This window comes from Ottowia sp. (assembly GCF_046348305.1).
In the GTDB taxonomy this organism is placed as follows: Bacteria; Pseudomonadota; Gammaproteobacteria; order Burkholderiales; family Burkholderiaceae_C; genus Ottowia.
Map to the genome: position 1 here is coordinate 251,213 of NZ_JAXMEM010000003.1, position 14,512 is coordinate 265,724.

Annotated in this window: 12 protein-coding genes; 8 read left to right on the top strand and 4 right to left on the bottom strand. The window is 67.7% G+C overall.

Annotation, left to right across the window (positions count from 1 at the left end; genetic code table 11):
- Positions 1-68 precede the first annotated feature (68 nt).
- The 7 genes from U1F38_RS01290 to U1F38_RS01320 all read left to right on the top strand — a co-directional run bounded on the left by U1F38_RS01290 (position 69) and on the right by U1F38_RS01320 (position 5,164).
- Positions 69-1,040 (top strand): peptidylprolyl isomerase, encoded by a 972-nt coding sequence (locus tag U1F38_RS01290; RefSeq protein WP_409985245.1) that lies wholly within the window; start codon positions 69-71, stop codon positions 1,038-1,040.
- A gap of 101 nt (positions 1,041-1,141) precedes the next feature.
- Complete coding sequence (locus U1F38_RS01295; protein ID WP_409985781.1) at positions 1,142-1,945, top strand: ABC transporter permease; 804 nt, start codon at positions 1,142-1,144, stop codon at positions 1,943-1,945.
- Between the two features lie 70 nt (positions 1,946-2,015).
- On the top strand, positions 2,016-2,438 hold the full coding sequence (locus tag U1F38_RS01300; RefSeq protein ID WP_409985246.1) for a putative toxin-antitoxin system toxin component, PIN family: 423 nt from the start codon (positions 2,016-2,018) through the stop codon (positions 2,436-2,438).
- On the top strand, positions 2,435-2,653 hold the full coding sequence (locus U1F38_RS01305) for a toxin-antitoxin system HicB family antitoxin (RefSeq protein WP_409985247.1): 219 nt from the start codon (positions 2,435-2,437) through the stop codon (positions 2,651-2,653). Before U1F38_RS01300 ends, U1F38_RS01305 begins: the two co-directional genes overlap by 4 nt.
- Positions 2,654-2,714: 61 nt before the next feature.
- Positions 2,715-2,951: a CopG family transcriptional regulator gene (locus U1F38_RS01310; protein ID WP_409985248.1), complete on the top strand. Its 237-nt coding sequence runs from the start codon at positions 2,715-2,717 to the stop codon at positions 2,949-2,951.
- 34 nt (positions 2,952-2,985) lie between these two features.
- Entirely contained in the window at positions 2,986-4,260 is a 1,275-nt protein-coding gene (locus tag U1F38_RS01315; protein ID WP_409985249.1) for an ABC transporter ATP-binding protein, read from the top strand.
- A gap of 13 nt (positions 4,261-4,273) precedes the next feature.
- Positions 4,274-5,164, top strand: a complete 891-nt coding sequence (locus U1F38_RS01320; protein ID WP_409985250.1) for an SAM-dependent methyltransferase — start codon at positions 4,274-4,276, stop codon at positions 5,162-5,164.
- A gap of 22 nt (positions 5,165-5,186) precedes the next feature.
- On the opposite strand, the gene U1F38_RS01325 is transcribed toward U1F38_RS01320, so the two are convergent.
- From U1F38_RS01325 to U1F38_RS01340, 4 genes are all read right to left on the bottom strand, one after another.
- Positions 5,187-7,634: a hypothetical protein gene (locus U1F38_RS01325; protein ID WP_409985251.1), complete on the bottom strand. Its 2,448-nt coding sequence runs from the start codon at positions 7,632-7,634 to the stop codon at positions 5,187-5,189.
- Between the two features lie 138 nt (positions 7,635-7,772).
- A complete protein-coding gene (locus U1F38_RS01330) occupies positions 7,773-8,261 on the bottom strand; it encodes a hypothetical protein (protein ID WP_409985252.1) in 489 nt (162 codons plus the stop codon).
- Positions 8,262-8,304: 43 nt separating this feature from the next.
- The gene (locus tag U1F38_RS01335) at positions 8,305-9,261 is read right to left on the bottom strand and encodes a glycosyltransferase (RefSeq protein ID WP_409985253.1); all 957 of its coding nucleotides are present in this window, start codon (positions 9,259-9,261) and stop codon (positions 8,305-8,307) included.
- A gap of 19 nt (positions 9,262-9,280) precedes the next feature.
- A complete protein-coding gene (locus U1F38_RS01340; protein WP_409985254.1) occupies positions 9,281-13,249 on the bottom strand; it encodes a methyltransferase domain-containing protein in 3,969 nt (1,322 codons plus the stop codon).
- 129 nt (positions 13,250-13,378) lie between these two features.
- Between U1F38_RS01340 and U1F38_RS01345 the strand changes: the two genes are divergently transcribed.
- Positions 13,379-14,491, top strand: coding sequence for an MraY family glycosyltransferase (locus tag U1F38_RS01345; RefSeq protein WP_409985255.1), 1,113 nt, complete (start codon positions 13,379-13,381; stop codon positions 14,489-14,491).
- Positions 14,492-14,512 lie beyond the last annotated feature (21 nt).

A 14,512-nucleotide genomic window follows, 5' to 3' on the forward strand; every position in this document is an offset into this window, starting at 1 on the left:
GGCGTGCAGCGCACCCGGGGCGCCGGGGTGTCCACGGCGCTCCTTGGCCGGCCTTCATTTTTCAAGTCATGTTGCCCATTCGATTGCTGTCTTCGCGCATCGCGCTTGCCGCTGCGCTGTGTGTTTCCCTTTCCTGCGCCGCGCAGCCACAGGCGCCGGCGCCGGCGCCGGCCACCAAGCCCGCTGCCGCAGCTGCGGCCCCCGCGGCCAACCCATCGACCGTGGTCGTCTCCGGCCCGGCCGGCAACGTTACCCAGAGCGAACTCGAGGCGATGGTCAACGAGGTGGTGCCGCCGGCCCAGCGCGCGACCTTTTGGTCGCAGCCCCAGACCGTCGATCGCTTTGCACGCACCATCTACAACCAGCGGGCGCTGTCGCAGCAGGCCCTGGCCGGGGGAATCGACAAGACCCGCGCCGGCGCCGAATACCTGGAGCTGGTGCGCGAACGCGCCCTGAGCAAGCTCTGGCTCGACCAGAAGGCGCAGGGCGCCGCGCCCGACCCCAAGGCGGTGGCGGAGTTTGCCCGCTCCGAGTACCGCGCACATCCCGAGCGCTTTGCAGTGCCCGAACAGGTGCAGGTGCGCCATATCCTGCTGCCCCTGGCGCCGGACGGCAGCGACGACGCGGCGGTCAAGGCCAAGGCCGAGGACCTGATGGCGCAGTTGCGCAAGGGGGCGGACTTTGCCAAGCTGGCGCTGGAGAATTCCAGCGACAAGGCCAGCGCCCAGCGCGGGGGCGACTTGGGCTTTTTCGGTCGCGGCAAGATGCTGGCCGAGTTCGAGAACGCGGCCTTTGACCTGAAGAAGCCGGGCGAGCTGGCCGGTCCGGTGAAGACGAAATATGGCTACCACATCATCGAGCTGGAGGCCCGCAAGCCCGCCAGCGCGCAAAAGTTCGAGGACGTGGCGCCCGAGCTGGAAAAGGAAGCCACCGCCAAGATCGAGTCCCAAGCGCGCGAGCGCCTGTGGGACGCCGCCGGCGCCGGCGCCAAGGTGGACCAGGCCGCGCTCAAGGCCATCGCCGAGCAGGCGTCACGCTGAGTGGGGCGGCCGGGGGTGGCGTGCCTGCGGCCGACCGGCCTGACGAGGGCCGCCGCCTTGCCGGCGCGCGTAGCGCGGCGGGCGGCTTTGGAGCCATGCTGATGCCCGGCGCGCTGGCAACCGAGTGCGGCCAGCTCTGGCGCCTGCGCGCGCTGCTGGCGGTGATGACCCGCCGCGAGCTGGCGGCGCGCTTTGCCGGCTCGGCCGGCGGCGTGCTGTGGGTGTGGCTGCCGCCGCTGCTGACCATTGCGGCGTATTACCTGGTGTTCGACGTGGTGTTCGGCATGCGCCTGGGCGCGGGTGCGCCCACCGGCCGCGTGGGCACCTACCTGATCGTGGGCATGCTGCCCTGGATGGCCTTTGCCGACGCCACCCAGCGCGGCATGACCAGCCTGCTGGACGCGGGCGGCCTGCTGCACAAGAACCCGCTGCCGCCGGCGCTGTTTCCGGCGCGGGCGGTGCTGGCCAGCGGCGTGGTGTTTGCGCCGCTGCTGCTGGCGCTGCTGCCGCTGTACGCGGGCAGTCACCACTTTGCGCCGGGCGTGTGGGCGCTGCTGCCGCTGCTGGCCTTGCAGGGGCTGCTGTGCTTCCTGCTGGCCTATCTGCTGGCGATCCTGGCGGCGGCGCTGCGCGACGTGGTGCAGGTGGTGGGCGTGGCGCTGTCGCTGGGGGTGTTTTTGTCGCCGGTGCTGTTTCCGGCCACGCTGTTTCCCGAGCGCTGGCGCTGGCTGCTGTGGCTCAACCCCATGACGGCGCCGGTGCTGGGCTACCAGTCGGCGCTGCTGCAAGGCGCCTGGCCGCCGGCCGACGTGTGGCTGGTGCTGGCCGCCTGGATCGCCCTGCTGGCCGGCGCGCTGTCGCTGGCGGTGGCGCGCAGCCGGGATCAGTTGGTGGATTGGTTGTAGGAGTTTGCCACTGGGCATGCTTGACAGCCGCATTGACAAATCAAGATGACAGCATATATGCTGTCAAAAAATGGTGAAACTGGTCTTGGACACGAACGTTCTCGTTGCCGCGCTGCGCTCTGGCGGCGGTGCTTCGAGGCAACTGATTCGGCATGTCTTGCAAGGGCGCCATGTACCACTGTTTGGCACCACGCTGTGGCTGGAATATGAGGATGTGATGGCGCGACCGCACCTGTGGACCGATGCAACGACCCCGACGGAGCGCTGGCAGGTGTTGGCGGCATTGGCGGCTTCGGGCCGCTGGGTGACGCCTTATTTTGGCTGGCGCCCCAACTTGCGGGATGAGGGCGACAATCACCTTATCGAGCTGGCGGTGGCGGGCGGCGCGCATGCTGTGGTCACCCACAACGTGCACGACCTGCGCCACGGCGAACTGAGTTTTGAACACCTTCGGGTGTTGACGCCGGCCCAATGCCTGGAGAAATGGCCATGAGCACCTTGACGATTCGACTGCCTGACCCGACGGCCAGCCGCTTGAAACAGGTGGCGCACAGCCGCGGGCTGTCCATGAACAAGCTGATCGAGGAAATGAGCACGCAGGCCATCGCCGCGTTTGACGCCGAGGCACGGTTTCGCGCGATGGCGGCGCAGGCGGATCCGGCGGCGGCGCTGAAAATTCTGGAGCGGCTGGATGCGCAGGGCTCGTGAGCGCGACGGTGCGTTTCACGGGGCGTTGGTGCCGGGTATTGGCGCAAAGGCAAGGCCGTTTATGAACAAGCCAATTCGATACACTGACGAGCCCTTGGGCGCGATCCGCGTGGTGCCCGGTTTCTTGCCCTCGCCCGAGCAACTGGTGCTGAAAAACGAGCAAACCAAGGTCACGATCTCGCTGAGTTCGAAGAGCGTGGACTTCTTCAAGGAGGCCGCGCGCAAGCACCCCATGCAATACCAAGAAATGATCCGGCAATTGCTGGACGAATACGTTGCGCGACACAAGAGCCTGTGAGGGCGAGACCCTGGTGAATACCGCGAGTGGAGCGATGGGCGAGGGAAGTGCCACGCCGGCGCAGGCCTTGAACCTGCGCGCCGACGCCGTTCAAACCAGCGCCGGGGGGCCGCCGCCTCTGCGCCTGGCCGGTGTGGGCAAGGAATACCGCCTGTACGACTCGCCGCGCGCGCGCCTGAAGTCGCTGCTGACGGGGCGCGCGCTGCACCGCAGCCACTGGGCGCTGCAAGGGGTGTCGCTGCAACTGGAGCGCGGGCAGTGCCTGGGCGTGGTGGGGCACAACGGCGCGGGCAAGAGCACGCTGCTCAAGCTGATCACGGGCACGGTGCAGCCCACGCAGGGCCAGATCGAGCGGCGCGGGCGCATCACGGCCATCCTGGAGCTGGGGGCGGGCTTTCACCCCGACTTCACGGGGCGGCAGAACCTGTACTTCGGCGGCAGCCTGATCGGCATCGAGCACGAGCAGATGGCCGCGCTGGAGGCCGAGGTGCTGGCCTTTGCCGAGATCGGCGAGGCGATCGACCGGCCGGTGAAGACCTATTCGTCGGGCATGGTGGTGCGGCTGGCCTTTGCGCTGGTGACCGCGGTGGAGCCGGACCTGCTGATCATCGACGAGGCGCTGGCGGTGGGCGACCAGCGCTTTCAGAAAAAATGCATCGAGCGCATCGAGGCGTTTCGCGCCAACGGCTGCACCATCCTGTTTTGCTCGCACAGCCCTTACCACGTGCGCCAGCTGTGCGACGTGGCGCTATGGCTGGACCATGGGCGGGTGATGGAGCTGGGGCCGACCGAGGCGGTGATCGGCGCGTACGAGATGCACACGCGGCTGCTGGCCGGCCCGGCGGATGCGCCGGCGCCCGCGATGGCCGCCAGCGCGCCGGCGCCCGTGCCGGCGACTGTGCAGGATGCGGCGGCCATCCTGTCGGTGGAAATTGCGGCGCTGGACGAGGCCGTCGATCCGCCCTTGCTGGACAGCACGGACCTGGTGGTGACCATCACGGTGCGCGGGCGCGACCAGGAGCGGCCCAACATCGGCTTCATGATCGAGCAGTCGCAGGGCGTGGGCATTACGTCGCTGGCCACGCACGAGGATGGCGCGGCGCCGACCGAGGTGGCGCCCGGCGTGTGGCAGTCGGTGCTGACCTTTCCCGAGCTGGGCCTGCACAGCGGGCAGTACGTGATCAGCGCGTTCTTGTTCGATGCCAGCGGGCTGGTGGTTTATGAACAGTGGTTTCAGTTTCGGCACTTTCGCTTTGTCCGGCCGACGCTGATGCCTGGCCTGGTGCGCTTGCCGCATCGCTGGGAATGAAGGACTCGACCCCATGCATGAATTGAATCCCGCAGCGCCAGACGATGCGCAAGCCCTGCTGCAAGAAGGCCAGCAGCGGCTGGCCGCGGGCGACCGCGCCGGCGCCGGCGCCGCGCTGCTGCGCGCGCGCGCCCACGCCGCCACGCGCCTGGCTGCGCACAACCTGATCGAGCAAAGCGGCCTGGACGGTGCGTTTGCGACCATGTTCGGGCTGGACTGCCGCATTGCGCCGCAGGACGACATTTTTCATTTTTTTGCCGGCCACCCCACGTCCAACAACCCGCTGCGCGACTACCTGGCCGATGGCTGGCGCACGCTGTCGGAGCTGCTGCTGCTGCTGGAGCGCGCCGACCGGCCGCTGGTCAAGATGGATCACGTGCTGGAATTTGCCAGCGGACACGGGCGCTTCACGCGGCACCTGGCCAAGGCGATCGGTGCCGAGCGGGTGACGGTGTCGGACGTGGTGGCGGATGCGGTGGCGTTTTCGCGTGCGACGTTTGGCGTGCAGGGCTTCGTGTCGCACGCCGTGCCCGAGCAATTGGCCTGGCCGCGCCGCTACGACCTGGTGTTCGTGCTGTCGCTGTTCAGCCACCTGCCGCGCGGCAGCTGGGGGCGCTGGCTGTCGGTGCTGTGGGACGCGGTGGCGCCGGGCGGGCTGCTGGTGTTTTCGACCCACGGCATCGAGGCGGCGCGCCGCGCCGGCGTGACGCTGGATGGCGAGGGTTATTTTTTTGCTGCTTCGAGCGAATCGAACGCCATCGATGCACAGGAGTATGGCACCGCATTCACGGACGAGCACTTCGTGCGCGCCCGGGTGCGCGAGTTGGGCCCCGCGCCGGCCCAAGCGGTGGTGGCGCCCGTGTGGTTCTGGAACCACCAGGATGCATGGCTGTTGAATAAGTGAGGCGGCGCGGCGCCGAGCGACCTCAGGGCCGCACCTCGAACAGCGTGTATACCGCTGCGCCGGCGCCGATCGGTTGCAACGCCAGCGTCGGGTTGGAGCCCAGGGCGGCGGCGTCGCGCACCGGCGCCAGCACATGGCTTGCACCCAGCAAGCGAAAGTCGAAGCGCGCGGGGTCGAGCGTCAGGCGCACTTCATCGAGGCGCGGCGATTCGATGAGAACGCTTGTGTCGCCGGGCAGGGGCGCGAGTTCGAGCAACAGGCGGTGGTAGCGGTTGTAAACGCCGCGGTACCGGCCCGCGGGGTCCAGCCGCGCCCACAACGCGGGTTGCGGGTAATAGAACACGTTGTTGACGACCGGCACGCCGGCGGCCGGAAGGGTCATGGCCCAGTGGCGCTGGCCGATGACGGCGACACCGCGCCGGGGGCCGTTGTGCGCGGTGTCGTCAGCCAGGCCCGCGATGCGCAGCGGTTCCGTCAGCGTCAGGCCGGCGGGCGCCTGGCCCAAGGGGTTGAACGACAGCGTGGCGGCAAGCGTCCAGCCAAGGTAGAGAGCAATGAAGGCGGCGCCGTGCCGGAGCACCCAGAGCGCGGCCGCCCCCGCAGCAGCCGCGGCCGCCAGCATCAGCACGCCACGGGGCAGTCCGTCGGCGATGTCCAGCGGCATGTGGGCGCTCTCCCACGTGGCTTGCGCCAGCACGGCCAGCGCCAGTGCGGCGGCGACAATGCGGCGCGCTGTCGTGGGGAGGGCGAACTCGTCGTCCTGTGCCAGCCACCAGCCGATCAGGAGCAGTTGGGCCACGCCCAGCGCCAGATCGACCCGGTACGAGGTGACCGAGTCCCACCAGGTCAGGCGCGCCAGCCACCGCGGAAACCCGATGAACTGGAACGTCAGCGCGAACAGCGCGAACGCCAGCAGGGCCAGCGCCACCGGATCGGCGCGGCGCGTGCGCAGGCACCGCCAGGCCACCACGACCAGGGTCGGCAGCCACAAAAACTGGAACGAAGCCGCTTCGCTGCGCACCATGGGTGCGTCCACGTGCAGGGTGAACGGGTTGAGCCAGCCCTTGAGCAGAAACCACAGGTCGATGTCGCCGCCGGCTTCGGTGACTCGTCGGCCGGGATAGACGGTTTCGCGCATCGCGGCGACCGCCTCGCGCGCGTCGAGCCACCAGGCCAGCAGCAGCGTGGCGGCGAGCGCCAGCGCGGCCAGCAGACCCAGGGTCTGCGGCCGGCGCCAGTGCCAGCGCGTGCGTTCGCGCCAGGCCCAGGCCAGCGCCAGCGGCACGCACAGCGTGGCCAGCGAGATCTGCCACGCCGGATAGAGCACCAGCGCGTAGCCGGCGGCCGACCAGCCCAGCGCCCCGCCCCAGGCCAGGCCGGCCGCGGTACGGGAAGCGTGCAGCAGGCGGTCCAGCGCCAGCAGGCCGAGCGCGGCAAACATGACGAGGTAGGCCGGCCAGAAGGAAAAGCCGACCGAATATGGCGCCAGCACCAGAGCGGCGGCCAACGCCGCCGCCGGCTGCCAGCGCAGCCCCGTCAGGCGCATGAACAGGCACCAGAGGGCGCCGAGTGCGCCAATGATGGGCAACCACCAGGTCCAGGCCAGCGCGCGGCGTGGGTCGAGGACGAAATGGCCCCAGGTGGCGGGTTTGGCCAGCGCCGAAAGGTGCGCCACCGGCAGCCCGGTCATGCCCATCACCAGCATGTTCTGGCCTTGCTCGCCCAGGTTGCGGTTGAGCACCGGCCAGCGGGGCACGTGCGCGCCCTGCGCCAGGGCCAGCGGCGTGAGCACCTCCCATTCGTCGCTGCGCGCGATTTGCGGCTGGCCAAACCATGGCGACATGGACTCGGCGGTCACCGTTGGCGCGCGCAGCAGCAAGGCCAGCGAGGAGCCGGTCACGCCCAGGGCGACCAGCAGCGCGAAGGATGCAGCGAGCGCCCATGCAAAGCCCCGGGATGGCAGCATGCCGCGCGGCCAAGCGCGGATCGAAGGCAGGACCAGGGCCGCCAGCGGCAAGGCAGCCGCCAGCAGCAAGGTGGCCAGCACGGCGTTTGACGGCGGTGCGGGGCCGGCAACCGTGACCCGTGCCATGACCGGGTCGATGGCGAGCGGGAATTCACTGCCATCGCCGCGGCGCGCCGACACGTCGATCGTGTAGGAGCCCGGCGGCAGGCGCTGGGGCAGCATGAAGCGCACCGAAAAACCGCTGCCGCGCCAGTCGGGACGCTGCAAGACCTGCGCCACGTCGGGGCGATCGACGCCCTGCATCCGACCCCGGTAGACCTGGCGGCCATCCAGGTTCACGATGAGGTTGGTGACGAACAGCTCGGGTTGCTCGGACGCCGCCCAGCCGGCCACCGTCATCTGCCGTCCGTCGAGCGCGACCCCGTCAACGTGGCCGCGTCCGGCGGGTGCGGCGGTCGCGGCGGTCGCGGCCACGCCGAGTGCCAGCAGCAGCCCTGAGAGCATCCGCGCCGACAGCCGGCACAACCATGGCCGTGGCGTGGCACGGGCCAAGGGCGGTGGGGCGGCGGGGATCACTTGGGGATCACAGGACATGAAGCCGCAAATGGTGGCGCGCAGGGGTCGATTCTGTGACCCCTTTGTTCAAGTGCGCAACCAGTTCTTGAGCCGCCTCTGCCACTGCGCGGGAATGGCCCGCGCCACGGGGGCCAGCACCGGCAGCGCGCGCAGGCGAGCCAGGGCGCCCAGCACCTGGCCCTTGGCGCCGCCGGCGTCGGCATTCAGGGCCGGCAGGAAGGCGGCCCAGGCCGAGGCGGGCACGGCGGTGTTGCTGGAGGCGGGCAGATCGGCCAGGTAGGCGCCGGCGTACCAGGCGGGGGGCTGCGCGGCGTGGGCGGCGGCGGGGCCGGCGCTGTCGACGGCGGGCACGGGCACCAGCGGCTCGGGGCTGTGGCCGGTGGCGAAGTGCCGGGTGCGGATGTCGGTGAAAAAGCGCAGCCAGTCGGCCGTGGGCTGCTGCCAGGGCACGACCCAGCTCCAGCGGCGGCCGGCCAGGCGCTCGGCAAAAGCGCCCAGGTCGGGCGCGACCACGGGCCAGCCGCCTTGCAGGCAGGTGGAGAGGGTGGGACGCACGCATCATTTCATCCGCCGGAAGTACCTGTGATGAGTATTCATCTCAGTGTAGGGGCCGATCGGTGAAATGCCCACGGCCCATGCGGCAGAGCAGGGCGTCGCGCACGGCGGCAATCATCAAGCCGGTCATGCTCCAGCGACCGTGCTGCGCGGTAGCGATATGCAGTGCCATGTAGACCGGCAGTTTCAGCAGTTGATCTATGCGCCAAAACGGCGCAATGCGCGCCCGTAGCGCCATGGCCAGTGAATTTCGCACGTGAAAGTAGGCGCGAAAATCGTGACCGACGTACAGCGTCCGGGTGCCCAGACGCACGACGCGTGTGGCTTGGTCGTGATCCATCTTCACGGCCGGGTTGACGACAATGGCGAGATTGAGATAGCGCGCCCGCAGGCACCACTGGACGTCCACGCGATCAATAAAAAAATCGGCTTGCAATGGGCCCACTCTCTCGAGCAATGCCAAGTCGATCAGGCTGCCCGATGCGGGAATGTATTCGACAGTGATCGATGTCTTGTGGCTGGTGACGTTGAATTCAGTCATTGTCATTGGCGCGACGCGGCGGACGCGCCAACCGTGGCGCTGAATCAGCGGCAGAATGCAACCGGTTTTCACGTCACGACACAGTGGGCCGACAGCAGCGACGGGCTGCGCGCTCGGCTGCTGCATCGTGCGCAGCAGCGCAGGCACGAGGTCGGGTGGCGGAAAACTGTCTTGGTCCATCAAGAGCACATGGCTGGCGCTCATCGTGCGCGCATGCGCAATGCCCAGGTTTTGCGCGTGCGCAATGCCGACGTTGTGGCCCAGGCGCAGCACAGTGGTGTGAGCGTCGGGCGTGAGCATGGCGGGCGGGTTGACGTCACCCGGCGCGTCGGTATTGTCCACGCACACGATATGCGCAACCTGCGACGCCAAGCGTGGCAACAACCGCATCAGGTGTGCAGCGTCAGCGTGATACGTGACCACAACCGCCACAACCGTCACGACAGCGGAAGCCGTCATGCTGCGTCCCGAAAGTCAATCACCGGCTCAGCAAGCGTTTGATGTGAAAGCGCAGCCCTTGAGGAACGTTGCGCATGACGGGCCCCAGCATGGGCGCGCGCTGCAGGCGCAATGCCAGGCCGTACAAGGCACCGCGTGCGGGATCGGGCGGCGGGTTGAGGCGGTTTGCGTTGGCAAAGAACTGCCCGATCTCTTGCGCGCGGCGCAGGGCGTCGTCGCCGGATTGGACTGCAGCGGCAAAGCCCACGTAGTCTCGGTGATAGTCCCATGCGCCTTGCATTTGGGCCATTCTGGATAGCGCAGCAGGCATGGCAGGGGCCACCGGCACAATGTCGCTGTTCGCCAGCAGTTGTGTGCGCACAGCGTGAAACACGTCAATCCATTGTTCGGGCGTGCTGTCCCACGCCTGCACCCAACTCCAGGGGCGCTCGGCCACGCGCTCGATGAAGGCGCCCAGGTTGGGTACCACCACCGGCAAATTGGCCGTCAGCGCCGCGCTCAGGGTGTAGCTGTATGTCTCCGGCCACAACGCGGGAAACCACGCCACATCCGGTCCGATTCGCTGAATCAGAGCCGGCAACTGGGCCTCTTCATATTGGCCGTAGACGGTCAGCGCCGAGCCTGGACCGGATTGCAAGTGACGGTAACCAAAGCCAATCAGGTGGAACTCGATTGCCGCGCCAGCTTTTTTGGCCAAGCGCGCTGTCTGTTCAAGTACGTCGGCGCCCTTGATGATGGACAGTGCGCCGATGACAAGTACGCGCAGCGGGCGATCGGGGCACAGCGTGCGCGGTGTGGGCGCAACCAGAGTACTGCAATCCAAGTCGGGGTGCGGCGCAAAGCGCACGGCTGCCGTCGGAAAAGCCTGATGCATGCGACTGGCCGTGTCCAGGCTGGGCGAGAGCACATAGCGCGCACGCTCCAGGAACAAGCGATTGCGGATGCGCCAATCGTCGATTTTCTCGACCACGTTGGGGAGCGACGGCGGGTGCGTTCCCCCGCAGCATTCACCCTGATCGTCAACCACGTGATATCGGTTGTCGTTGCCTGTCAGGGTGATATTCGTGCAGTGGCTGTAGAAATCATGGCTGGTGAAGTCATAGCTCACCCCCAGCAGCCTGGGAAGATCCCAGATAACTTCGTGATGGCCCAGCAGGTGGTGGTAGTGCACGTGAACCACGCCCAGCGTGCGCAGCAGCTGCAACAACGTGGGCAACTCATCAACCAGGTTCAGTACGGCGCACCCAGTGGTTGACAGGGACCAGACCGATGGCTCGGTGGCCAGGGTGGCCAAACTTTGGTCGGGGCGGCCCACGACAGCGACGGGGCACACCCATTGCAGCATCACGTGATGCGCACCAGTTGGTTTGAGCGAGACGAAAGTCACGGTGTCCGCCAGCGTCCGCGCCAACTCGAGCACATGGCGCTCGGTACCGCCGCCGCGCTGGTGGTGAACGGCCAGCACCACGGGCTTCTTGCCTTGGTCGGTGGCGCGAAGCCAATCGACCGCCAAGCGCGCCTTGGCGGCGGGATCGATCTTGACGAAGGCTTGCACCTGGGCGTCATAGGACGGGTGCAGTTTGGCCAAGATGCGCATGGCGGCTTGCTCGCGGGGGCTCTTGGTGTCGCCAAAGCTGACGCCGCCGGTATGCAGCACGTAGCAATCGAGGGCGTGCAGGTTGCGCCAGCCCTTGGCCTGCGCGCGTTGACAGAAATCGTTTTCTTCGCCGTAGCCTTTGCCAAAGTGCTCTTCGTCGAAGAAGCCGACTTCGTTCAGGCAGTCGCGACGAATGTACATGCAAAAGCCGACGCCTGTGGGTACGTCCACGATCTGACCCGCATTGGCTCTGGCGAACATTCCGTCCAGGCTGGCCGTGGTTTCGCCATCGGGCACCGGGTTGGCCGCGCAGAACGAGGGGTAACTGCAGATGGTGGCGTTGTTCGAAAATGGCGTGACCGAGGCCACCTTGGCGGCGGCGTAGGCCGATCGGCGCAAACGGTCCAGCCAGTTTCCGGCCACCTCCGTGTCGCTGTTGAGCAGCAGCACGTCGTGAGCGACCGAGTGTTTCATGCCGCGGTTCACGGTGCCGACGAATCCGAGGTTTTGCTCGTTTTCGAGCAGCGTGATGCGGGGCTCCAACGCAGCTTTGTCACGCAGCCAGGCGGTCACTTCAGGCTCCGGACTGCAGTCATTGATCACGATGAGCCGGTATTGGGTCGACAGCGTGCTGTTCAATACCGATTCCACGCACAACCGGGTGTCAGAAAGGCCGCGGTAAACCGGTACGATGATGTCCACCGTGTCACTCAACGCGTGCGGAACGGACTCGCTGGTTTGGGCCGTGGCGGTGGCTTTGTTGGTCGCGTTCAGGGGAGGCAAGGTGTCCAGGGCGGGTGCGCCGGATGCTGCGGGATGCTCCGTCAAAGCCGAGGATTTTCCAAGTCGCAACAGGCCGGACAGCTTTTGCCCATAGCGCACCGAGCGCAAATTGCTCAGGTTGTCCACGTGCTCGGCCATTCCTTTCAGCTCTGCGCGCACATTGGCTACTTCGGTGCGCATGCGGTCGCGCTCGGCAAACAAGTGACGGCGTTCGTGTCGCTCCTGCACCAGCTCGCGGTGCAGGTCGGCATGCAGGCGGTGCAGCTGGGCGTGTTCAAGGGCGAGTTTTTCGTGGTCTGCCAGCACCTGCGTCACTCGCCCAGCTTGCGCGCGCAGCAACGTCTGCTCGGCTTGCAACGGGGCGATCATGCCGACCAGGCTCATGTAGTCGGCCGACATGGGCCATCCCAGTTCCGTGTCCAGCACCAATTCGCCGTCAGCGGCGACCTGGGCCAGCACATCGGTTGCGATGGGCAACTTGACCCATGGATCGTCCCCGCACAACACCGCTGACAAGGCGGTTCCATCGGCGATCACGCCCCAGGCCATTTGCTGCGATTCGAGCCGCGCGAGCAGCGCCTGTGAGCCGTCGGTACTCATTGACCAGCGCCAGATCACATTGCCGCGGCTGGCCTCGCGCAGCGTCAAGCTGTACAGATAAAGGATGCCGGGGCGGTCGGCAGGGTCAAATTTGAGTTGACGGACCACAACACCGGCAGGCAATGTGAAATGCAGGTGCTGGTGACCCTGTCCGATGACGCCTGCTCGCACGCATTTCCGGTCTTCGGCGTAACCCTCGCCATCGTCCCAGTACAGTTGAGCCGAGTACAGCGCTTGCGCTGGCAACAGGTCAGGCTGGCGCGCGATCGATGCCATGTTGTCGTGCATGGGGTCGGACACGGCGAGTGCGGCCGCCGCCGGGTGCGTGGCGACGATGAACTGATACGTGAGGGCGTCGGGCAGGGCCAGCAGGTGGCGTGCCACGGCGGGGGGCAGGGCGTCGAAGGCGACGTTGAACTCGGAGTCGGGCAACTGGCGCTGCACGGTCTCGACGTGATCGACGGCCCAGCGCGCCTCGGTCAGCATGCGCAGCAGGGTGCGGCGGGTGAAAAAGCGCAGGTGGGTTTCGTCCAGCAGGCCCTCGGGGCGGTAGCGGAACTCGCCGGCCATCAGCTCGGCCAGCAGGCCGACGTAGCCGGCGTTGGGGATGGACAGCAGGGCGTGCCCGCCGTCGGCCAGCAGGGTGCGGCACTGGGCCAGCACGTGCTCGGGGTGGCGGATGTGCTCGAGCACGTCGGCGCAGACGATGATGTCGTAGCCGGCGGGGGCAAACAGCGCGGTGAGGTCGGCGCTTTCGAGGTTGGCGACCTCGACGCGGCGGTAGTGGGGCGCGGCCAGATCGGCCTCGTCCTGGCTGATGGTCAGGCCGTCGATGGGGCCGGCGCCGCCGCGTGCGGCCAGGTGGCGGCCGATGGCGCCGCTGCCGCAGCCCAGGTCGAGCACGCGCGCGCCGGCGGGAATGCGGGCGGCCAGCACCGACAGCGAGGTGCGCTCGGCGGTGTCGATCTCGCGCTGGTAGACGTGCAGGGAAGGGGGTGCGGAATCCATGAAGAATCAAGCGGTTGGCGCGTCTCGGGCACAGGTGCGCGCAAGGGCTTGGATGCTACCATGGTGCTCATTTTTTGCGCGCCGGAGAGGGCCGGGAGGGCCGGTTCCATTCTTCGATAATCACGGCCCATGTTGTCGCTGGCGGTTCTTGCTTTCCTGCTGTCCGTGGTGCTCACGCTGGTCGTGCGCCGGGCGCTGCGCCGGCGCGCCGGGCGCTATCCCAAGGACGCGCCGCAGCGCTTTCACGTGGGCTACGTGCCGCGCCTGGGGGGCGTGGGTGTGCTGGCCGCCTGGGCCCTGGCGCTGGCGGCGCTGCCGCTGCTGCAGTGGGCGGAGCTGGCGGGCAACATCGACACCTCGCGCATTCACCTGTCCCGGTGGGGCCTGATGCTGCTGCCGGCCGTGGCCGGCGGCGTGCTGGAGGACTTGACCCAGCGCCTGACGGTGCGCTGGCGCCTGCTGCTGACGCTGGCCTCGGCCTTGCTGGCCTGGGGCGCGCTGGGGGTGTCGGTGCCGCGCCTGGACTTTGCCTGGATCGATGGCTGGTGGAGCGCCTGGCCGGCGCTGGGCGTGGCGCTGGCGGTGCTGGCGGTGGCGGGGTTGCCGCACGCCTTCAATCTCATCGACGGCTACAACGGGCTGGCGGGCATGGTGGCGCTGGTGGTGAGCCTGGCGCTGGCGCACGTGGCCCTGCAGGTGGGCGACCGCGAGCTGGCGGCGCTGGCGGTGGCGCTGGCGGCGGCCACGGGCGGCTTTCTGCTGTGGAACTACCCGCGCGGGCTGATCTTTGCCGGCGACGCGGGCGCCTATGTGTGGGGCCTGCTGATCGCGGTGATCAGCCTGCTTCTGGTGCAGCGCCACCCCATTGTGTCGCCCTGGTTTCCGCTGCTGCTCTTGATCTACCCGGTGACGGAGACGCTGTTTTCCATCTACCGCAAGCTGGCGCGCGGCGACTCGCCGGGCATGGCCGACGCGCTGCACCTGCACCAGCTGGTGTACCGGCGCCTGGTGCGCAGCGTGCTGGACGAGGACGAGGCGCGCAACATGCTCAAGCGCAACAACCGCACGGCGCCGTATTTGTGGAGCTTCGTGGTGCTGACCGTCGTGCCGGCCGTGCTGTTCTGGCGCTTCAGCGGCGTGCTGCTGGGCTTTTGCGTGCTGTTTGCGGTCAGCTACGTGTGGGCGTATCTGATGCTGATCCGCTTCAAGGTGCCGCGGGTGTTTCGCGGCTCGCGGATGTAGGCGTTCTTCTATCATGTGCGG